Source organism: Mycolicibacterium mageritense, assembly GCF_010727475.1.
GTDB classification, from domain to species: Bacteria; Actinomycetota; Actinomycetes; order Mycobacteriales; family Mycobacteriaceae; genus Mycobacterium; species Mycobacterium mageritense.
Map to the genome: position 1 here is coordinate 1,099,384 of NZ_AP022567.1, position 21,517 is coordinate 1,120,900.

Annotated in this window: 16 protein-coding genes; 9 read left to right on the plus strand and 7 right to left on the minus strand. The window is 68.0% G+C overall.

Annotated elements, in window-relative coordinates; all coding sequences use genetic code 11:
• The first annotated feature begins 188 nt into the window (after positions 1-188).
• Both G6N67_RS05295 and G6N67_RS05300 read left to right on the plus strand, forming a co-directional pair.
• Positions 189-1,628 (plus strand): APC family permease, encoded by a 1,440-nt coding sequence (locus G6N67_RS05295; RefSeq protein WP_036433709.1) that lies wholly within the window; start codon positions 189-191, stop codon positions 1,626-1,628.
• Positions 1,625-2,377, plus strand: coding sequence for an IclR family transcriptional regulator (locus G6N67_RS05300; protein WP_036433708.1), 753 nt, complete (start codon positions 1,625-1,627; stop codon positions 2,375-2,377). Before G6N67_RS05295 ends, G6N67_RS05300 begins: the two co-directional genes overlap by 4 nt.
• A gap of 280 nt (positions 2,378-2,657) precedes the next feature.
• Here the strand turns inward: G6N67_RS05300 and G6N67_RS05305 are convergent, their stop codons facing one another.
• The 3 genes from G6N67_RS05305 to G6N67_RS05315 all read right to left on the minus strand — a co-directional run bounded on the left by G6N67_RS05305 (position 2,658) and on the right by G6N67_RS05315 (position 6,380).
• Positions 2,658-2,972 carry a hypothetical protein gene (locus tag G6N67_RS05305; protein ID WP_230022181.1) on the minus strand — a complete coding sequence of 105 codons (315 nt, stop codon included), beginning with the start codon at positions 2,970-2,972 and terminating at the stop codon, positions 2,658-2,660.
• A 103-nt stretch (positions 2,973-3,075) separates the two neighbouring features.
• On the minus strand, positions 3,076-4,686 hold the full coding sequence (locus G6N67_RS05310; RefSeq protein WP_036433706.1) for an AMP-binding protein: 1,611 nt from the start codon (positions 4,684-4,686) through the stop codon (positions 3,076-3,078).
• Entirely contained in the window at positions 4,683-6,380 is a 1,698-nt protein-coding gene (locus tag G6N67_RS05315) for an AMP-binding protein (protein WP_036433705.1), read from the minus strand. Before G6N67_RS05315 ends, G6N67_RS05310 begins: the two co-directional genes overlap by 4 nt.
• Before the next feature lie 58 nt (positions 6,381-6,438).
• On the opposite strand from G6N67_RS05315, the gene G6N67_RS05320 reads away from it, so the two are divergent.
• Positions 6,439-7,278 (plus strand): helix-turn-helix transcriptional regulator, encoded by an 840-nt coding sequence (locus tag G6N67_RS05320; protein ID WP_036433704.1) that lies wholly within the window; start codon positions 6,439-6,441, stop codon positions 7,276-7,278.
• 12 nt (positions 7,279-7,290) lie between these two features.
• Positions 7,291-8,403, plus strand: a complete 1,113-nt coding sequence (locus G6N67_RS05325; protein WP_036433703.1) for an epoxide hydrolase family protein — start codon at positions 7,291-7,293, stop codon at positions 8,401-8,403.
• 78 nt (positions 8,404-8,481) lie between these two features.
• On the opposite strand, the gene G6N67_RS05330 is transcribed toward G6N67_RS05325, so the two are convergent.
• Positions 8,482-10,977 (minus strand): phosphoenolpyruvate synthase, encoded by a 2,496-nt coding sequence (locus G6N67_RS05330; RefSeq protein WP_036435799.1) that lies wholly within the window; start codon positions 10,975-10,977, stop codon positions 8,482-8,484.
• Positions 10,978-11,101: 124 nt separating this feature from the next.
• On the opposite strand from G6N67_RS05330, the gene G6N67_RS05335 reads away from it, so the two are divergent.
• Genes G6N67_RS05335 through G6N67_RS05355 form a run of 5 tightly spaced genes read left to right on the plus strand, consistent with a single transcriptional unit; the run spans position 11,102 to position 15,847 of the window.
• On the plus strand, positions 11,102-12,409 hold the full coding sequence (locus G6N67_RS05335) for a DUF1254 domain-containing protein (RefSeq protein WP_036433702.1): 1,308 nt from the start codon (positions 11,102-11,104) through the stop codon (positions 12,407-12,409).
• A 20-nt stretch (positions 12,410-12,429) separates the two neighbouring features.
• Positions 12,430-13,836 carry a DUF8832 domain-containing protein gene (locus G6N67_RS05340; protein WP_230022174.1) on the plus strand — a complete coding sequence of 469 codons (1,407 nt, stop codon included), beginning with the start codon at positions 12,430-12,432 and terminating at the stop codon, positions 13,834-13,836.
• On the plus strand, positions 13,833-14,240 hold the full coding sequence (locus G6N67_RS05345) for a FixH family protein (RefSeq protein WP_051578806.1): 408 nt from the start codon (positions 13,833-13,835) through the stop codon (positions 14,238-14,240). Before G6N67_RS05340 ends, G6N67_RS05345 begins: the two co-directional genes overlap by 4 nt.
• Positions 14,241-14,243: 3 nt before the next feature.
• Complete coding sequence (locus G6N67_RS05350) at positions 14,244-15,317, plus strand: hypothetical protein (RefSeq protein ID WP_051578805.1); 1,074 nt, start codon at positions 14,244-14,246, stop codon at positions 15,315-15,317.
• Complete coding sequence (locus G6N67_RS05355) at positions 15,314-15,847, plus strand: hypothetical protein (RefSeq protein WP_036433701.1); 534 nt, start codon at positions 15,314-15,316, stop codon at positions 15,845-15,847. The genes G6N67_RS05350 and G6N67_RS05355 overlap by 4 nt, the downstream gene beginning before the upstream one ends.
• Here G6N67_RS05355 and G6N67_RS05360 read toward each other — a convergent pair whose 3' ends face one another.
• The 3 genes from G6N67_RS05360 to G6N67_RS05370 are packed head-to-tail and all read right to left on the minus strand — an operon-like array spanning position 15,848 to position 21,506.
• Positions 15,848-17,671 carry an ABC transporter ATP-binding protein gene (locus G6N67_RS05360; protein ID WP_036433700.1) on the minus strand — a complete coding sequence of 608 codons (1,824 nt, stop codon included), beginning with the start codon at positions 17,669-17,671 and terminating at the stop codon, positions 15,848-15,850. It abuts the gene before it with no gap.
• Positions 17,668-19,587, minus strand: a complete 1,920-nt coding sequence (locus G6N67_RS05365) for an ABC transporter ATP-binding protein (RefSeq protein ID WP_036433699.1) — start codon at positions 19,585-19,587, stop codon at positions 17,668-17,670. Before G6N67_RS05365 ends, G6N67_RS05360 begins: the two co-directional genes overlap by 4 nt.
• 38 nt (positions 19,588-19,625) lie before the next feature.
• Positions 19,626-21,506: an ABC transporter ATP-binding protein gene (locus G6N67_RS05370; protein WP_036435793.1), complete on the minus strand. Its 1,881-nt coding sequence runs from the start codon at positions 21,504-21,506 to the stop codon at positions 19,626-19,628.
• Positions 21,507-21,517: the final 11 nt, after the last annotated feature.

A 21,517-nucleotide genomic window follows, 5' to 3' on the forward strand; every position in this document is an offset into this window, starting at 1 on the left:
TGAAATGGTTCGCGATTCTCATTCGAGCCCTCCGAAAAGGCCCTGTTGACCGCCCGGGGCAGAGCGTCAGCGGGATGTCGAAGGGTCCGGATTCTCATTTGAAGATTTTCCGGGCTTTGTGCTGTCGGAGCCGCCCGCGATGGGCTACGTTGCGACGGGTGAGACGGCAACCGGGCCCTCGTAAAGGGATGAGGAGCAGCTCGCCGGTCTCGGGGCTCCGGCGCGCGCAGCTCTCGTTCGCCCAGGTTCTGGGTCAGTCCGTGTCGGCAGTCGCGCCGTCGGCGGTCATGGTGACGTTGCCCGCACTGGTAATGCCCGCGGCGGGCGGCGCGACGCTCGGCGTGTTCGTGGTGACAGCGCTGCTGATGACCGCCGTCGGCTACTGCGCGGCACAGTTCTCCACGCGCATGGTCGCGGTCAGCGGGCTGTACAGCTACACCGTGAAGGGGCTCGGGCCGATTCCCGGCATCGCGGCCGGGTGGTCGGTCGTGATCGGCTACGCGGGCGCCGCGATGGCCAGCACCCTCGGCGCCGCAAGCTATCTCACGGTCCTGCTGAGCCGGTTGGGTGTACCTGACACCCAGGCGACGGTCGCGGTGCTGGCGGTACTGGTGGGCGCGGTGGCACTGCTGCTCATGGTGCGCGGCGTCCGGCTCTCGGCCAGAACCTCACTGACTGTCGAGGTGTTCGCGATCGCGGCGGCCGCGGCCGTCCTGGTGATCGCATTCACCGGATCGGTGACAGGGGGCCACGATCCGCCGAAAACGACTGTTCCCGAATCACACTCGGCACTCGGCTTCGCACTTCTGCTGGCCATCACGTCCTACGTCGGGTTCGAGAGCGCGTCCACCGTGGCCCGGGAGGCCCAGCGGCCCTTCGTCACCGTCACACGCGCCATCCGCTGGACACCGCTGGCGCTCGGGGTGCTCTATACATTCGCCGCGGCCATGCAGTCCACGGGAAGCATCCGGGCCGGCATCGGTTCGGTGCCCATCGTGCTGACCCTGCCCGAGTCGGCCGGCACGGCGTCGGTCGCGTTGTCGATCGTGATGGAAATGGGCATCACCGCTTCATGGTTCGCGTGCGTGATCGGCTCGACCACCGCACTTTCGCGCACGCTGTTCGCGATGGGCCGCGAGGGCGTGGTCTCGGGGCGGGTCGGCCGCGCCCATCGGGTCTTCCGCACACCACATGTGGCGCTGTGCCTCGCGATGCCGCTCGTCGTCGCGGTGCCGGTGGGTTACCTGTTCATCGCGGGCTCGAGCCGTGAAGTGCTCGTCGGGCTGCTGGCGGTGTCCGCACACGGATACATCGGGGCGTATCTGCTGGTGTGTCTGGCCACCCCGGCGTTCCTGCGGCGCATCGGCGAACTCACCTGGACACCGTTGGTGGTCGGGCTGGCCACGGCTGCGATGATGATCGCGATCATCGGGTGGGCCGCGCTGACCGTCGAATCACCCGTGTGGATCGCCACCGCCGTCTACGCTGGGCTCTTGGCAACGGGCTTCGGGGTTTTCGCCATTCGGCACCGTACCGTCCCCGACCTCGCCGAGCGGGTCGGCGTCTTCGACGAAACCGTCGCGGGCGACGTGTTCGCCGACTACAACCCGTGGGAGGTGCGTCGATGAGTCCCGCCGACGGCGCGCTGTCCGGCCGCCAGCCCAAGGCCGTCCAGAGCGCCCTGCAGGTGCTCGAAGCGGTCGCGCTGGCCGGCGTCGGCGTCACCGCGAAAGAGATCGCCGAACGGCTCGCGATGCCGTCGGCCACCACCTATCGACTGCTGAACCTTCTTGTCGCCGACGGCTATATCGTTCGGCTGCCCGACCTTTCGGGTTTCTCACTCGGGCCGCGCATGGGCGTGCTGATCGACGCCGCGGTATCGCCGACGGTGTGCACCGCGGCCCGGGAGACGTTGGCCGAGCTGCGACTGTCGGTGCGGTTCGGCGTGCACCTGTTCTACTTCACCAACACCTCGGTGCGGCTGGCCGACTCCGACGACGAATATCCGCCGCCTGCAGAGGAATCCGTGCTCAACCATCACCTCCATGCGTGTGCCGTGGGCAAGCTGCTGCTGGCCGAGAAACGCGACGCCGACGCGCTGCTGACCTATCCGCTGGGTGCGCTGACCGACCGCACCGTGACGTCCCGATCGGCGCTGGCCGCCGAGCTCGAGACGGTCCGCAGCAGCGACACCGCAAGCCAGACCGGCGAACTGCGTGAGGAATCGGCGTGTGTGGCCGTGCCGGTCCGCTCACCGGCCGGTGCGCTGGTCGCGGCCGTCGCGATGTCCGGGCGGGTCGATCAGGACCAGCTACTGGCGCGGCAACTCCCCGTATTGCGGGACTGTGCAACGCGATTGGGCCCGCTGCTGGCGTGAGGCGGATGTGCCGGCACTCATCAGCATCCTGTCAACCTCTACGCCGCGACGTGTCACCCGCGTTCTGATCGACGAATCGGTGCTCAACCACAATCCGCACGCGTGCGCGCCCGGGGCGGCGATCCGTCGGTAATGTCCTGTGCCAGGCGCTGTGACGAGTGTGTAGGTTCTCGTGCCGAAGTCGTGGGCAACAGCCCAAGAACCTGCACACTCGTCACAGCGCCGCCGGAGGGACATTGAAGCCGAACCGGCCGCCACTGTCAGGTGCCAGATCTGAGTTTCAAATACCCGGCTCAACAGACCGATTGCGCGTCGAGCAGTACAGCACCGCGCCGGCGATCACGACCTCGGCGAGCGCCAGCGACACGGTCAGGCTCATCAGGGTGGACTGAGCGGGCACCGGTCCGCCACCTGTGCCGTGGTGATGCGTAGGCATGGGCGTGTGCAGCGCGATCATCGCCAGGTTCATCAGCGCGACCGTGCACCACACGCCCGGCGTACCGCGCCGCCACAGATCACGCGCACAGTACAGACACCCGACGATCATCACCGCGAGCAGACCGCCTGCCACCGGATTGGCCGCATGCCCGAGCATCAACACATGCAGCACCGCCGACGTCGCGGCCAGCACCGCACACAACCTGCGGCCGAGCACCTGCAAGAACCTCACACCATATTGACCGCCCGGCGGCCGAAAACTAATCCAGGCCCAGCACCCGAATGCTCTCGGCGCGCATGTCGACCTTGCGGATCTTGCCCGTGACGGTCATCGGGAAGTCGTCGACGATGTGGATGTAGCGCGGGATCTTGTAGTGCGCCAGTTTGCCGGTCGCGAACTCACGCACCGCAGCGGCGTCGAGCGGCGCACGGCCGGGTTTCATCCGGATCCACGCGCAGATCTCTTCGCCGTAGCGCTCGTCGGGCACACCGATGACCTGCGCATCGTCGATGTCGGGGTGGGTGTAGAGGAACTCCTCGATCTCCCGGGGATAGACGTTCTCGCCGCCGCGGATCACCATGTCCTTGATGCGGCCGACGATCGTGCAGTATCCGTCCTCGCGCATGACGGCCAGGTCTCCGGTGTGCATCCAGCCGTCATCGTCGATCACCTCGTGCGTTTTGGCGTCGTCGTCCCAATAGCCCAGCATCACCGAGTAGCCGCGCGTGCAGAACTCGCCCGGCAGGCCCCGTTCGACGGTCTCGCCCGTGTCCGGGTCGACAATCTTGATCTCCACGTGCGGGTGGGCCCGGCCGATCGTGGCGGTACGCCGGTCGAGGTCGTCGTCGTGCAACGTCTGGCACGACACCGGGGACGTCTCGGTCATGCCGTAGCAGATCGCGACCTCGGCCATGTGCATGTCGGCCACCACACGCTTCATGACCTCGATCGGGCATACCGATCCGGCCATGATGCCGGTCCGCAGCGACGACAGGTCGAACTGCGCGAAGTCGGGGTGGCCCAGCATCGCGATGAACATGGTCGGCACCCCGTACACGCCCGTGCAGCGTTCGGCCTGGATCGCGGTCAGGGTCGCACCGGGGTCGAAGCCAGGTGCGGGAATCACGATGGTCGCGCCGTGCGTGACGGCGCCGAGGGTGCCCATGACCATGCCGAAGCAGTGGTAGAACGGCACGGGAATGCACAGCCGGTCATCCGCGGTCAGGTTGATCAACTCGGTGACGAAGTAGCCGTTGTTGAGGATGTTGCGGTGGCTCAGCGTGGCGCCCTTCGGGAAACCCGTTGTCCCCGAGGTATATTGGATGTTGATGGGATCGGTGTTGGACAGCTCGGCACCCCGCTCCCGCAACCGGTCGGCGGAGACCTGCTCGGTGTGCAGGCGGTCCCAGTCCAGCGTGCCCAGGAAGATGATGTCCCGCAGCTCCGGGCAGTCTGCCCGCACCTCGGCCACCATGGTCACGTTGTCGGAGGACTTGAACGCGGTCGCCGAGATCAACGTGCGCACACCGGATTGCTTGAGCACGTACGCCAATTCGTGGGTGCGGTAGGCCGGGTTGATGTTGACCAGGATCGCGCCGATCTTGGCCGTCGCGAACTGCGTCATCACCCATTCGGCACAGTTGGGCGCCCAGATGCCGACCCGATCCCCCTTGGCCACGCCGAGGGCCATGAGACCCCGTGCCAATGCGTCGATCTCGGCGTTGAGCTCGGCGTAGGTCCAGCGCCGGCCCGTCGCCACCTCCACCAGCGCCTCGGCGCCCGGGCCCGCGGCCACGATTTGCTCGAAGCGCGCCCCGATGGTCTCCTCCAAGACGGCCGCATCCGTGGGGCCTGCGTCGTATGACTTCATTCCACAAGATCCTCGTATCGGTATTCGGTTGAAATGGGTTCGCCGGCTTGATGAGCCGCGTCTTCGCGGTTGCGCAACTCGACGCGGCGGATCTTGCCGGAAATGGTCTTGGGCAACTCGAAGAACTCGAGTCTGCGCACCTTGAGGTACGGCGCCAGGTGATCGCGCGCGTACTCCATGACGGCTTTCGCGGTGTCGGCGTTGGCATCCCAGCCATCGGCCAGCGCCACGTACGCCTTGGGCACCGCGAGCCTGGTGTCGTCGGGCTGCGGCACCACCGCGGCCTCGACCACCGCCGGATGCTCGATGAGCACGCTTTCCAGTTCGAACGGCGACACCTTGTAGTCACTGGATTTGAACACGTCGTCGGTGCGCCCGATGTAGGTGATGTACCCGTCGTTATCGCGGCTCGCGACGTCACCCGTGTGGTAGTACCCGCCCGCCATGACGGCCTCGTTGCGTTGCGCGTCACCGAGATACCCGGTCATGAGGTTGCGCGGGTTCTTGCCGAGGTCCAGGCAGATCTCGCCCTCGTCGGCGAGCTCACCGGTGATGGGGTCGACCAGCACAACCGGGACACCCGGCATGGGCCGGCCCATCGACCCGGGTTTGACGGGCTGACCGGGCGTGTTGCCGACCTGCAGCGTGGTCTCGGTCTGACCGAACCCGTCGCGGATCGTCAGCCCCCAGGCCTTTTCGACCTGGGCGATGACGTCGGGGTTGAGCGGTTCGCCGGCGCCGAGGATTTCCCGCAGCCCCTCGGGCTTCGCGCCGAGATCCGACTGGATCAACATGCGCCACACGGTCGGCGGCGCGCAGAACGTGTTGACGCCGGCCCGGCGCAACTGCGCGAGCAGCGCCGCGGCGTCGAACCGTGCGTAGTTGTAGACGAAGATCGTGGCCTCGGCGATCCACGGGGCGAAGAAACAGCTCCAGGCGTGCTTGGCCCACCCGGGCGAGCTGATCGCCAGGTGCACGTCGCCCGGCTTGACGCCGATCCACGCCATGGTCGTCAGGTGCCCGACGGGATAGCTGACCTGCGAATGCTCGACCAGCTTGGGCTTGCTGGTGGTGCCCGACGTGAAGTAGATCAGCAGCGGATCCTCGACCGTCGTGACCGCTTCGAACCGTTCGGGCTCGACGTCGTAGGCATCGGTGTAGGTGTGCCAGCCCGGCACCGGTGCACCCACGACGATACGGGTGTAGTCCCCGGGCACATCGGCGAACTTGTCGGTGTCCGCGGCGTTGGCGATCACGAAGCCCGCGCCGCCGCGACCGATCCGGTCGGCCAGATCCGCAGTGCCCAGTGCACCGGTGGTCGGCATGATGACCGCGCCGAGTTTGGCGACGGCGAGCATGGCCTCCCACAGTTCGACCTGGTTGCCGAGCATGAGAATGACGCGATCGCCTTTGCCGACACCCAGCCCGCGCAGCCAGGTCGCGACACGGTCAGAGCGGTGCGACATGTCGGCGAAGCTGATCTGGCGCTCGGACCCGTCCTCCTCGACGATCCACAGCGCGGTGCGGTCGTTGTCGCGCGCGATGGCGTCGAACCAGTCGATCGCCCAGTTGAACGTGCCGGTCAGCTCGGGCCACGTGAACGTCTCGACGGCCTTGTCGTAATCGGAGATACTCGCCACGAGCTGGTCACGAGCGTGGCGGTAGCGGGCCGTGTTGGTTTCGTCGGTCACCATAAAAGCTATGCTCTACGTCACATAGTCCGACCGCTACCCCCGAAAGTGGGTATCCGCGATGCGCCCCTCGCTGCTGCGGCCGCGTGACGCCGACGCGGTCCGCGCCGAATTACGGCACATGGCCACCGACACCGGCCTGCCCATGGTGTTCGGCGGTGAGGTGTACGACGGCACCCTTTTGCTGAGCGAATTCTTCGGCACCCGCACCGGGGCCATGCGAGGTCTCGCGGTCCGGCCCAGCGCCGGGCTGGGTGGTGCGAGCGTGGTGATGCGCCGCCCGATCTCGGTGCCCGACTACCGCCGTTCGTCGACCATCACGCACGACTACGACGAGCCCGTGCTGTCCGAGGGCATCCGGTCGATCCTCGCGGTGCCGGTCGTCGTCGCGGGCAAGGCCCGGGCCGTGCTGTACGGCGCGTACCGCAGCAGCGCCCCCATCGGCGACCGCACGGCCACCGCGATGATGGCCTCGGCCCAGCGGCTCAGCGAAGAACTACGCGTACGCGACGAGGTGGACCGCCGGATGCGGATGCGGGAAGCCGCACTGGCCAACTTCGGCGACCAGCCCGCCGACACCGAGCAGATCCGTTCGGTGTACGCCGATATGCGGCGCCTGGCGGCCGAAACCCCCGCGTTGGCAGGCCCGCTACGCGACCTCGCCGATCGACTGGCCGGCGCCCTGCGTGGCGACGCCCCAGCGAGCGCACCGCTCACCGCACGCGAGGTCGACGTGCTCGCCCAGGTGGCCCTCGGCTGCACCAATGCCGAAGCCGCCGAACGGCTTTCGCTGCGACCGGAGACCGTCAAGAGCTATCTGCGCAGTGCTGCAGCAAAACTCGGCGCCCGTAACCGGCATGAGGCCGTGTCCAAGGCCCGCCTGCTGCGCCAGATCCCCTGACAAGATGGCCGTATGACCTCTGCAGAGATCCGCCCGTTCCGCATCGCAATCCCCGACGCCGATCTCGACGACCTCAAGCAGCGGCTGGCGCGCACCCGCTGGCCTGACGCCGAATGCGTCGACGACTGGACTCAGGGCATCCCACTGGCCTACACCCGCGAACTGGCCGACTACTGGGCCAACAGCTACGACTGGCGTGCCCGCGAAGCCGCACTCAACCGCTTCGACCACTTCACCACCGAGATCGACGGGCTGGACATCCATTTCATCCATCAGCGCTCGACGCGCGAGGACGCGTTCCCGCTGCTGATCACGCACGGCTGGCCGGGATCGATCGTCGAATTCCACAAGGTGATCGAACCGCTGACCGAGGCCGGGTTCCACGTGGTGTGCCCGTCACTGCCGGGTTACGGCTTCTCGGGCAAGCCCACCACAACCGGTTGGGGCATCCAGAAGATCGCGCAGGCGTGGGACACGTTGATGGTGCGATTGGGGTACGACCGCTACGGCGCGCAGGGCGGCGACTGGGGAGCGGCGGTGACGACGCAGATGGGCCGCAACATCGGGCATTGCGTCGCCATCCACGTCAACATGCCGATCGCACAGCCGCCCGCCGAGGGCCTCGGTGAGATGACCGAGGATCTGCAGCAGGCGCTGGCCCGCATCGACTACTACCGCAAGTGGGATTCGGGCTACATGAAGCAGCAGTCCACCCGGCCGCAGACCGTCGGCTACGGCCTGGTGGATTCGCCCGTCGGCCAGCTGGCGTGGATCGTCGAGAAGTTCTGGTCGTGGATGGACTGCGACGGCAACCCCGAAAACGTGGTCAGCAAAGACGAAATGCTCGACAACGTCATGCTGTACTGGCTCACCGCGTCGGCGGCATCGTCAGCCCGGCTGTACTGGGAAAGCCATGACACCTGGGGCGGCGGCGAATACGTCAGCCTGCCGACCGGCGTCGCGTCGTTCCCGCTGGAGATCCTGCGCGCGCCCCGCAGTTGGTGCGAGGCCGGCTACAACGTCACGCATTTCACCAAGATGCCGCGCGGCGGACACTTCGCGGCATTCGAGCAGCCCGAGCTGTTCGTCGACGACGTGCGGGCGTTCTTCGACACCGTGCGCTGAGTTCTTCCGGCGAGCAGACGCCAAAGTACCCTTTTTCGAGCATTTTTGGGTACCCACGCGTCTGCTCGCGCAGGGAAACTAGGACAGGATCTCGACGTAGCCCTCGGTGCCGTGCACGCGGATGCGCCGGCCGTCGCGAATCAGGGTGGTGGCGTCTTGGACGCCGACGACCGCGGGCAGCCCGTACTCGCGGGCGATCACCGCGCCGTGCGTCATCAACCCGCCAACCTCGGTCACCAGCCCGGTGATCCCGACGAACAGCGGGGTCCAGCTGGGATCGGTGAACGCGGTGACCAGGATGTCGCCGGGTTCCAGTTCGGCGCGCGCGATGTCGGTGACGACGCGGGCCCGCCCCTCGACGGTGCCTGCCGAGACGCCGAGGCCGGCCAGCGCACCGGGTGGAAGATCCGCGCGGCGGTAGCCACCGGTGATGGCCTCGCCGTCCGATGTCAGCACGCGCGGCGGCCGCAGCGCTTGGTAACCCTGAAACGCTGCCCTCCGCTCGTGGATCAGCTGCACGTCCACACGGTGGGTCCGCACGACGTCCCGGAGCTCGTCCAGCCTCAGGTAGAAGATGTCGTCGCGCTCTCGCAAGACGCCTGAGCCGACGAGGCGTTCGGCCTCGCGGAGCAGGGCCTGCTTGTAGATGAAGTAGCGGCTGACCATGCCGTACTTGGGGTATTCGCGGTACCCCGCGAAGGTGCGGACGCGGTCGATCATCAGCTTGGTCTCGGCGGCCTTGCGCTCCCCGTCTGGCAGCGCCCGCAACCGGGTCAGCAGCTCGTGTTCTTTCGCTGCGGCTTGGCGCAGACCGTCCTCGAAGCGGCGCCGCGCCTCGCCCGGCCCGAAGTTCTTGATGTTGGCGAGGATCGGAGCGACGAGCGTGCCGGGTTGCTCGCTCCAGCGGGGTCTGGTGATGTCGATCTCGCCGGCGCACCGCATGCCGTACCGGTCGAGGAACTCGCGCAGGGCGTGCTCACCAGGCAGTCCGGCGAGCGCGGCCAGCACGTCATCCTCTGGTCCGGAGCGCTCGAGCACCGCCACCACGTCGGGGTACGGCCGCATCGCGTCGGCGACGTCGAGCAGCGCGAGCCCCATCTCCGAGGTGACGTTGTGAGGCACGGACTGCGTGAGAGTGTCGGCCGGGTTCTTTTCGCCGAGCCACTCCAGCAGGTGGTCGTTGAGCCACTGGGCCGCGTCCATCCCGGCGACGATCGCCTGATTGCTCGCCGGCGCGAACAGAACCCGTTGCAGCTCGGCGAAGTCGGCCACGATGAAGTCCAGCAGGGCCGGGCCGGACAGCGGCTCGATGTCGCGTTTCAGCGCCGCTACGCCGGCCTGGCCCTGCTCGATCAGTGCCGTGACGAGTGCTGGATCGGTCTCAATCGCGGTTGGGGGCGGGGTTGCGGGCGGGGCGACCCGGCCCACGACCGGACGGACGAAGTCGACGCGATCGAGCACGGCCTGCAGTGCGGCACCCGTCAGCGGGTCCGATCTCAGGAAGCCCGCGACGAATTCGTCTCGGGTGGAAGGTGTTTCGAGCACCTTTGTGACATCGACGAACAACCGTCCGCCGGCCTCGGCCATGGGCCTCTTGGTGGTGAGTTGCCACACCGACAGGCCCAGGGGTGTCATCGCGTCGGTCATCATCTGCTGATGGCCGACCGACAGGTAGACGTGGTGCTGCGTGTCTCCGGCGTCGGGGATCGGGAACAGGGTCGTGACGGGCCGCGCCTGGACGAGGTGGAAGTCATCGTCGAGCAGGCACCATTCGATGTCCTGCGGGTGGCCGAAGTGTCTTTCGACACGGCGGCCCAGCTCGGCCAGCCGCAGCACCTGCGGTTCGGTGAGCACGGGCTGCGGTCCCCGGATCGAGGCCTCCACTCGTGCGTCGCGCACCGTGTAGCGATCGGCGTCGGCTTGCCCGGACACCAGGGCGTCCCCCAGGCCCACGACGGCCTCCACCGTGGTCACCTTCCGGTTGCCGGACACCGGGTCCGCGGTGAACAGCACGCCGGCCGCCTGCGCCGCGACCATGTGTTGCACCACGACCGCCATGTGGATCTGTCTGTGGTCGAACCCCTTTCGCAGGCGGTAGGCGACAGCTCGCTCGGTGAACAGCGACGCCCAGCATCGTTTGACGTGCCGGACGACCTCGTCCGCGCCCGCCACGTCGAGGAACGAGTCCTGCTGGCCCGCGAACGACGCGGCCGCGAGATCCTCGGCCGTCGCGCTGGAACGCACCGCGTAGGCATCCTGCGGCCTCAGGGCACCGCGGATCGCTGCCGCGATGTCACGGGGCACAACGGTCTCTTCCAGCGCATGGCGCACCTGTGCACTCAGCTCGCCGACGGCTGATTGGTCGTCGGCGGTCAGGCCCGACAGCGCATCGAGCCGCTCGCCGATCGACGGCACCGCGGCCATGAACCGGCCGAACGCCGCGGTCGTGACACAGAACCCGTCGGGCACCCGGATCCCCCCGATGCGGCGCAGTTCACCCAGCCGCGCGCCCTTGCCACCGACAAGCGGCATCGACGTCCGGTCGATCTCGTCGAGATCCAACGTATAAGCCACCACCCGCGCCCCCTCCAGTTCGGATCGTGCGAGCGATTATGAAGCAAAAATCAGGGCCTCATGAACACCCGGAATTCCCGATAGAATGAAGGCAACAGCACGCGTACTGGGCTAGCGTGAATCCGTGGATGAACTGGTGCGATCCCGCGCTGTGCAAGCCGTGATCTGGGGCATGCCCGCAGTCAATTTCGAACTGCTCCGGCAGGCGTCCGCAGGCATCGGCGCCTCCGACAACCAGGTGGTCTTCTGGTCGCGACTCCTCAATTGGAAAAACCAGACTCTCACCCCCAATCCGGACACGCTGTACTTCTTCCCGTTCTACAACACCCGCGACGTCGGCCCGATGGTGCTCGAAATCCCGCCCGCGGAAGGCGGTTCGATCACTGGGTCGGTCGACAACGGCTGGCAGGAGGCCCTCGAGGACGTCGGCCCCGCCGGTGTCGACAAGGGCAAGGGCGGCAAATACCTGATCCTGCCGCCGGATCACCGCGGCGACGTGCCCGACGGGTACGTCGCGCTACCGTCGGCGACGTACACCGGGTTCGGCGCGTTGCGGTCCAACGTCGCCTCCAGCAGTGCCGCCGACGTCACGGCCGCGGCCGATTACGGCAGGCGCATCCAGTTCTATCCGCTGTCGCAGCCCGCACAACCGACCACGTTCATCGACGCATCGGATGTGCTGTACGACAACACGATCCCTTACGATCGCCGGTTCTTCGAGCTGCTCGACCGGTTCGTCCAGCGTGAGCCGTGGCTGCAGCGGGACCGGGTGATGATCTCCGTGCTCAAGTCGATCGGCATCGAGAAGGGCAAACCGTTCACGCCCGGCGACACAGATCTGCTGGACGCGGCCGCCGCCGACGCGCACGACTGGCTCGACGCCAACTATCCACGGTTTTTCGCCTCACCGTATTTCGAAGGTACGCACTGGGCGGTTCCGGCATCGCCCGACGTGGTGCGGGGCATGCAAACCGGATTCGCCGATCCGGACAGCTACCCGGTCGACGACCGCGGCATCCTGTACTCGTTCATCTACTTCAGCGCCAAACACCTTGGGCAGGGCCAGTTTTATGTCATGGCCATCGCGGACCGCGAAGGCAGCCCGTTCGACGGCTCCGCGACCTACCGGCTGCGGGTGCCCGCCGACCCCCCGGTTTCGCTGTACTGGTCGGCCACGGTGTACGACCGGGACGCCCACGCGTTGATCCGCGACCTGCCCCACGCGAGCCGCTCGTCACACCTTCCCGACCTCGCAGCAAACGCCGACGGGTCCGTCGACATTTTCATCGGCCCGGCCGCACCGGATGGTCACGAGGCGAACTGGATTCCGACCGATCCGGGCGGGCGGTTCGAGGTGTTGTTCCGCCTCTACGGTCCGAAGCAAGCCCTGTTCGACAAGACGTGGACGCTGCCCGACATCGAGAAGCTGTAGTTTTTGCTAATACTGGCTTGGTGGACAACGTATGCGGTTGGGGGAAAACCCTACTGACACGCGTGCTCGCGCTGGGCATGCTGGTGATGATGACACTGCTGCTCTGGGCTCCCACAGTGCGCGCCGACGGCGCCGCATCGGACACCGACGTCCACGTCGCGCAGACCCTGGGCAATCGTGAACTCACGGTGATCATCCGCCGCGTCGGCCCGGTGCTCGGGCCGTTGCACGTCGACGTGGTGAGCCATCGCGGCGGCGCCCCGGGCATCTTGCGGCTCACCGCCACCGCGCCGGGCGCCACGGCCAGCACCGGACAGGTGGACCTCGACGCACCGGGCATCCACTCGGCGACGCTCGACATCGACCGGGCCGGTCCATGGGAGCTGCTCGTCGACGACGGAAACACCGTGGCGCGCATCCCGTTTCTGGTTCCGATGCAGGTGCTCCCACCCTGGAAGAAGGCCAGTGACTACGGCTTCTTCGCGGCCGGAGCACTGCTCATCGTGTCGCTCGGCGTAGCGTTGCGCGCGCGCAGGCACTGGGTGGCCCTGATCCCGGCGACCGGCATGGTGGTGGCACTGACAGTTGCCGTGACCGGGGCCGTGCTCTCCGCGTACTCGCCTCCGCCGCCGCAACCGGGGCGCGACCTCGATCCCACCCTGGACAACCTCGCCGACCCATACGCGCTCGTCGCCGCGAATTCGCTGACCCCCGTCGACTATTCGCGGCCGCCCGTCAATCTCGCGGTGTCCATGCAGGGCGCAGCCATGCGGTTGGACGTCACCGACTCGTCGACCGGCCGGCCCGTGGATGACCTGCTGATCCACCACGGTGCGCTCATCCACCTGATCGCGGTCTCGCCGTCCGGCAACATGTCCCACCTGCATCCGGTCCGGGTCGCACCCGGCCGTTACGAGGTGCAATTCGATGCGGGCGAACACGGAACCTACGCGGTGGCAGCCGAACTCGCCCGCCGCGGTGGTGGCGTGCAGCTGGTGCGCGGCTCGATACCCGGCGGATCCCCCGGGACACCGCCCCGCGCCGCCACGCCGTCGGACGGCGAGATCACCGCGACAGTGGCCAAAGCCGGCACGCCCAGCAGCATCCGGGCCCGCTTCGGCGACGCCGCCGATCTGCAACCGTGGCTCGGCATGACCGGTCATCTCATGGTGATCGGTCCGCTGCCCGCGCGTGGCTCCGACGTCGGTGAACAGGCCTTGGCAGCGCCGATCTGGTCGCACGGGCACGCGATGGTGCCGCCTGCACCAGGCGCTGCAGGCGGGCAACCCGACGAGTCGGTGGCCCGATACGGGCCCGAGGTCCGATTCACCTACACGTTCGCCCTGCCCGGCCGGTACAAGGTGTGGGTGCAATCCGAACGGGACTACGCAATCCTCACCGCGCCAACCGAAATCGAGGTTCCGTGAACCGCTTCCGCCTGATCGGCATCGTGGTCATCGCCGTCGTTGTGGGCGCCGGTACGTTGTGGCTGTTGTGGCCGAGACCGCAGGCAGCGACCGCGGCCGAGGCCACGGCAGGGCCGTACCTCGTGCGCCTGAAGGGTGACCCGCCCAAGGTCGGTGTCAACAGCCTGACCGTGCAGATCGAGGGCAGCGCGGGCGAGATACCGACGCCGGATTCGGTGACGTTCGAGCCTGCCATGCCCCAAATGGGCCATGCCACACCGCCTGTCGTTGCCACCGCGGCCGCCGACGGCGAATACCGCGGCGACGTCGATCTGTCGATGCCCGGCCAGTGGGAGATCACCGTGCGCATCAAGAACGGTCCGGACAGCTACGACGCCGTGCTCAGCGTCACGACGAAAGGCTAGGGGATGAAAGCAACAGGAAAGTTTCCGGCATTCGTGATGCTGGCAGGCACGCTCATCTCGCTCTCGGGACTGACGTGGGACATCGGCTGGCACAGCGATGTCGGACCGGACAGCTTCTTCACGCTGCCGCACCTGTTCGTCTACTCCGGTGGCGCGATCGCCGGACTGACGAGCCTGGCCATGGTGTTGCGGGCGACCGCGGCGCAACGCAACGGTGCCGTACCCGACCCGGCCGTCGGCGGCCGCGCGGTGAAAGTGCTCGGAGTGTTCTCCGCGCCCATCGGCTACCTCGTCGGGGGGATCGCGGCGGCGTCCTTCCTGTTGTACGGGCTGTGGGACGAATGGTGGCACGGGCTTTACGGATTCGACGTGACGATCGCGTCGCCACCACATCAGGGCTGGCTGACGTCGATCTGCGTGACGATGATCGGCACCGCTATCGTGTTCGCCGCGGCCCGGGAACACCGCTGGGGCCGTTGGGGTTTCATGACCGCCATCGCCGCGTTCGGTGCGTACGCGTCGATCACCAGCACCGCGCTGGCCGACCTGCATTTCGACACCCGCATCGACTGGTTCACGGTCACGTGGGTCACCATTCCGCTGGTCTGCGTGCTGCTGGGGTCACAGGTGCTGCCGCGCGGCGGCGCAGTGGGCACCGGGGCGCTCACGCTGCTGGTCAATGCCGTGATGTGGCCATACGCCGAGTGGGCGGTGGGCTGGTATGCCAAGGTGCAGAACCTGGCGCTGCGCGACTACGTCGAACTGCGCTTCCCGGTCGACATGCTGATCGTGCCCGCGTGCGTATTCGTCTTCGGCATCGTCGTCGAGTTGGTGCTGCGGTGGCGCGGTGCGAACGCGTGGCTGTTGGCGGGCCTGGGCGCGGCAGGAGCCGTTGCGATCAGCTGGTGGCTCGGGTCGGGCATGGACGGTGAGCCCGCCGCGAACGTCGCGGCGACGTCCGCCGCGGCGGCCGTGCTCGGTGCCGTACTCGGCGCGGCCACACAGCGCTTGGGGCAGGCGATGCGGGCGTGTGGTGCCGCCCCGGCCGTACGCGACGCCGTGGCGGTCGCGGCGTGAGGGCCCGGTTGCGGGCGCTGGCAGCGACGCTGGGCGCCGTGGTCCTGCTCGCGCTCGGGGTGGCGCCTGCAGCGTCGGCCGATCCGCTCGACTACATCGTGCACACCGAGCACGTCGAGGTCGGGCCGTACCCCATGACGGTCGGCTTCACGGTGTGGCCGCTGCGCGCCATGCAGTCGCTCGACTTCACGTTCGAACCCCGGGGCGGCATCGCCGACAAGTCCGGCACCCTCACCGAGATCGCACCCGACGGCGGTTCCGACACCGACCGGCTCGCCCGGCATCCGCGCAACCGCAGCGTGTGGGGACTCGACGTGCGCTCCCTCGACGCACCGGGCACCTGGACCTTGCGGTTCGAGATCGACGGCCCGCAGGGCGTGGGCACGGGCGATCTCAAGATCGACGTGCTCGGTCAGCCAGGACCGCCGCTGCCGCTGAGCTGGTCGATCGGGCTGATTCCGCTTGCCCTCACGCTGTTGTTCTTCGGCGTCGTGTGGGTGCGCACCGGCCGGGCGCACGCCGAGCGGTGATCAAGCCAGTGAATCCACCCACGCGCGGTGCAACGCGGCGTAAGCACCGTCGGTGCGGCCGATGAGTTCGCCGGGCGGACCGTCCTCGACGATGCGGCCGTGCTCGAGCACCAGCACACGGTCGGCGATCTGCACGGTCGAGAGCCGGTGCGCGATCACCAGTGCGGTCCGGTCGGTCAGCACGGTTTCCAGGGCCCGCTGCACCATCCGCTCGCTGGGGATGTCCAGCGACGACGTCGCCTCGTCGAGAATCAGCACAGCCGGGTCGGCCAGGAACGCCCGCGCGAACGCGATCAGCTGGCGCTGGCCCGCCGAGAGCCGGCCGCCGCGCTTGGCGACATCGGTGTCGTAGCCCTCGGGCAGTGCGTCGACGAACCGGTCGGCGCCGACGGCCTCGGCAGCCGCCCGGACCTCCGCGTCGGTGGCGTCGGGCCTGCCGAACCGGATGTTGTCCGCGACGGTGCCCTCGAACATGAAGTTCTCCTGCGTCACCATCACGACGTGACGGCGCAGTTCGGACTGTGCCACGTCGCGCAGGTCGATGCCGTCGAGCGTGACCGAGCCGGCCGTCGGGTCGTAGAACCGCGCGATCAGTTTGGCGATGGTGGTCTTGCCCGCGCCGGTGGTGCCGACCAGCGCGACGGTCTGTCCGGCGGGCACCTGCAGCGTGAGCCCGGGCAGCACCGGACGGCCCGGGGTGTAGCCGAACTGTACGTCGTGAAAGCGGATGTCGCCCTCGACGTCCCGTAGCGGGACGGGATGCGCGGGGTCATCGATGCCCGGCTTTTCGGCCAATACGCCCGCCAGTTTCTCCAGCGCCGAGGACGCCGACTGGAAGGTGTTGAAGAACTGCGAGATCTCCTGCATGGGCTCGAAGAACATCCGCAGATACAGCAGGAACGCGGCCAGGGTGCCGATGGTCATCGCACCGCCCAGCACGCGGTAGCCGCCGTACAGCAGCACCACGCCCGTGGTGATGTTGCCGACGAGCTTCACGCCCGGCATGAAGACCGCCAGCAGCTTGAACGTCTTCTCGTTGATCGCGCGGTAGTCGTCGGCGATGTCCTCGAAGATCTCCTGGTTGCGGGGTTCGCGCCGGTAGGCCTGCACGGCCTTGATGCCCGTCATGGTCTCGACGAACTGCACGATGACCAGCGCGGCGCTCTCCCGCACCTTGCGGTAGGTCTTGGCGGACTCGGTGCGGAACCACCACACCAGCGCCACCAGGATCGGGAACGCCGCCAGACACATCAGCCCCAGCCGCCAATCCAGCGCCACCAGCAGGATCGCTGTGCCGAACAGCGTGAGGACCGCGGTGATCAAGCTGTCGAACCCGGTCTCCAGCATGTCCTGGATGGCCTCGACGTCGTTGGTGGACCGGCTGACCACGCGACCCGACGTGTAGCGGTCGTGGAACGCCACGTCGAGGCGCCCGAAGTGCCGGAACACGCGGCGGCGCAGTTCGAGCAGCACGCGCTGCCCGACGCGGCCCGAGCGGCGCAGGAAGAACATCCGGCTGACGGCCTGGACGATCACCACGGCGCACAAGGTGCCGACGATGAGCATCAGCTCCCGCGCCGAACCACCGTCGATGATCGGCGGGATGCCGTGGTCGATGCCGCGCTGCACCAGGATCGGCACCGACAGCCGCGCGACGTTCTCCACGACGACGACCAACGCGAGCACCGCGACGGTCCAGCGGTACGGCCGCAGCAGCGAGCCCAGCAGCGCGCGGGCCTCGCGGCGCCGCGGCAGGTTCTCGTCGATGGGCAGGTCGTCCTGATTCTCGTCGAACCGGCCCCGCCACTCTGTTGTCGAGGTCATCGGCGCTCGACCTCCGATGTCACATAGCGGCGCGGTTCGGTTTCCTCGACGAAGTGGTCGAGCCGGTGGCGGTCCTCGTCGCCTTCCCACAGGCAGACGTGTTCTGACCCGTCGTCGAGTTCGTCGTCGGCCGCGAGCAGGTAGCGGTACTGCGGCACCTGACTCAGCAACTGGGCGTGTGTGCCGATGTGCGTCACGGTGGCCCCGGCAGAACCGACCTTGTCCAGCAGCGCGACCTTGTCCGCGAGCAGCACGGTCGACGCGCGGTGGGCCACGATGACACCGGTGACCTCGCCGAGCACGCGGCCGAGCGCCTCGGTCACGACGGCCTCGGTGTGCACGTCGAGCGCCGACAGCGTGTCGTCGAGCACCAGGATCCTTGGCGCGGCCAGCACGGCCCGGGCCAGCGAGAGCCGCTGGCGCTGACCGCCTGACAGGCTCATGCCCTGCTCGCCGATACGCGTGTCGAGCCCGAACGGCAGGTCGTAGACGAATTGCGCGGCCGCGATGTCGATGGCCCGTGCCAATTCGCCGTCGGTCGCGTCCGGGCGGCCCAGCCGCAGGTTCTCGGCCACCGACATCGAGAACAGCGTCGGATCCTCGAACGCCGTGGCCACGGTCCGGCGCAGCGCGGGCAGGCTCAGCTCGCGGATGTCCGTGCCGTCGATGAGGATCTGGCCCTCGGTGACGTCGTAGAGCCGCGAGAACAACGCGGCCAGCACCGACTTGCCCGAGCCGGTCGCGCCGACCAGCGCCAGCGTCTGCCCCGGTTCGACGACCATGTCGACATGACGCAGCACCCAGTCCTCACTGTCCGGGAACCGGAAGCCCACGTCGCGCAACTCAAGCCGGCCGCCACGCGGCGCCTCGGCCGTGGGCCCGTCGTCGATTTCCCTTGGTGCGTCGAAGATCTCGGCGATGCGGTTGGCCGCGGTGAACGATTCCTGCGTCATCGACAGCAGAAATCCCAGTGACGCGATGGGCCACACGAGCGACAACATCATGGTGATGAAGGCGACCAGCGTGCCCATGCTGACGTAGCCGTGGCCCGCCGCATACGCGCCGAAGCCCAGCACCACGATCAGCGTGAGGTTGGGGATGACCTCGAGCAGGGTCCAGAACTTCGCCGACACGTCGACCCGGCCGACCTGCGTGTCGTTGAGCTGCGTGGCCTGCTGGTCGAACCGGTCGAACACGTAGTCCTCGCGGCCGAACGACTTGACCACCCGCATGCCCAGCGCGGCCTCTTCGACATGCGTTGCGACGTGGCCGGTCTGGTCCTGCGCGAGCCGGGACAGCCGCGTGTACTCGCGCTCGAAGTGCAGCACCGTGGCCGCGATCGGCACGATGGACACCAGCACCACCACGCCCAAAGGCCAGTACATGGCCAGCAGGATCGCGGTGACCACGGTGATCTGCAGGCTGTTGAGGATCAGGAACACCAACCCGAACGACATGAACCGCCGGATGGTGGACAGGTCGTTCATCACGCGCGACAGCAGCTGACCTGACTGCCAGCGCCCGTGGAAGCTCATCGGCAGGATCTGCAGCCGAGCGTAGAGATCCTTGCGGATGTCGGCCTCGACGCCCATGGTGGCGCGCGCGACGAGCCAGCGCCGGATGAACCACAACACGGCCTCCGATACCCCGACGGCCATCGCGGCCGCGCCGAGCACCCACAACCCCTGCGGATCCTGGTGGCGTACCGGGCCGTCGATCACAGCCTTGGTCATCAACGGGATGGCCACCGTGGCGCCGAGGCTGGCCACCGCGACGACGATCATGGCGACCCAGCGCGTGCGGTACGGCAGCAGGTACGGCATGAGCCGCCACAGATCCGAGCTACCCCGAATCCGCGCCGGTCGCGGAGCGATCGCCGGCGCGGAACGTTGAGCGTCTTGTACGGATTCAGCCACCAGTTCCCAATTTTCCCAGGTGTCGCAATCGATTTACGTCATGCCGCGGTCGCGTCGTCGGCGAACTGCGTGTAGTACAGCTCGGCGTAGCGACCGGTGCGGGCCAGGAGTTGCTCGTGCGTGCCGCGTTCGACGATGCGCCCGTCCTCGACGACCAGGATGAGATCGGCCGCCCGCACCGTGGACAGCCGGTGCGCGATGACCAGCGAGGTGCGCCCGTCGAGCGCCTCGGCCAGGGCATGTTGGACGGCGGCTTCCGACGCCGAGTCCAACGATGCCGTCGCCTCATCCAGAACCACCACCCGTGATCGCCCCAACAGCAGGCGCGCGATGGTCAACCGCTGCCGCTGCCCTCCGGACAGACGGTATCCGCGCTCACCGACAACCGTGTCCAACCCGTCGGGCATCGCCGCGACGACGTCGTCCAGCCGGGCGCGGCGCAGCGCCTCCCACAGCTGTTCGTCGGACGCTCCCGGAGCGGCCAGTTGCAGGTTGGAGCGGATCGACTCGTGGAACAGATGCCCGTCCTGGGTCACCATGCCGACGGTGTCCTTGAGCGACGCGAACGTCACGTCCCGCACGTCGACGCCGTTGAGCCTGACGCAGCCGCTGTCGACGTCGTAGAGCCGGGCCAGCAGCGACGCGATGGTCGACTTGCCCGCGCCCGACGAACCGACCAGCGCCACCATCTGCCCGGGGCGCGCGGTGAACGAAATGCCGTGCAGCACTTCGTCGCCACCACGGTCGTCGAGCGTCGCGACCTCTTCGAGCGAGGCCAGCGACACCTTGTCGGCCGACGGGTAGGAGAAGCGCACGTCGTCGAACTCGACCGCGACGGGGCCGTCGGGAACCGGCACGGCGCGCGGCTTCTCGGCGATCAGCGGCACCAGGTCGAGCACCTCGAAAACCCGCTCGAACGACACCAGGGCGCTGGCGATCTCGACGCGTGCGTTGGCCAGCGCGGTCAGGGGCGCATACAGCCGGGTCAGCAGCAACGCGAGCGACACGACCGCGCCCGCCTGCAACTGACCGCCGATCGCCAGCATGCCGCCCAGCCCGTAGACCAGGGCCAGCGCGAGCGCCGACATCAGGGTGAGCGAGTTCATGAACGTCGCCTGCAGCATCGCCGTACGCACCCCGATGTCGCGGACCCGGTCGGCGCGCACCGCGAACTCACCCGACTCGCGCTCCGGGCTGCCGAACAGCTTGACCAGCGTGGCGCCGGGCGCCGAGAACCGTTCTGTCATCTGGGTGTTCATGGTCGCGTTGTGCGCGGCCGCTTCGCGGGACAGGCCCGCCATGCGCGCGCCGATACGCCGCGCGGGCACCACGAACAACGGCAGCAGCGCCAGCGACAGCAGGGTGATCTGCCACGAGATACTGAGCATCACCGCGAGCGTCAGCGTCAGCGTCACGAGGTTCGCGACGATGCCCGAGAGGGTGTCGGAGAACGCGCGTTGCGCGCCGATGACGTCGTTGCCGAGCCGGCTCACCAGCGCCCCGGTACGGGTGCGCGTGAAGAACGCGACCGGCATGCGCTGCACGTGGTCGAACACCGCGGTGCGCAGGTCGAGGATCAGGCCTTCACCGATGTTCGACGACAGCCACCGGGTCGCAAGGGACACGACTGCTTCTGCGACGGCCACCGCGGCGATCACCGCGGCCAGCAGCACCACGGTCGACGCGGGACCGCGCTGCGTGATCGCGTCGACCACGCGACCGGCCAGCACGGGCGTCGTGACCGTCAACAAGGCACTGACCACGCTGACCGCGACGAACCAGCCCAGCCTGCGGTGATGGCGGGCGGCGAACCGCCAGATGCGCGCCAGCAGCCGCCGGTCCGCGAGGGTCCGCAGATCTCCGCCGCGCGCGTGCGCCTGCCGGTACAGCGTCTGTCGCGCCACCGTTTCCATACTCATGAGCATCACCG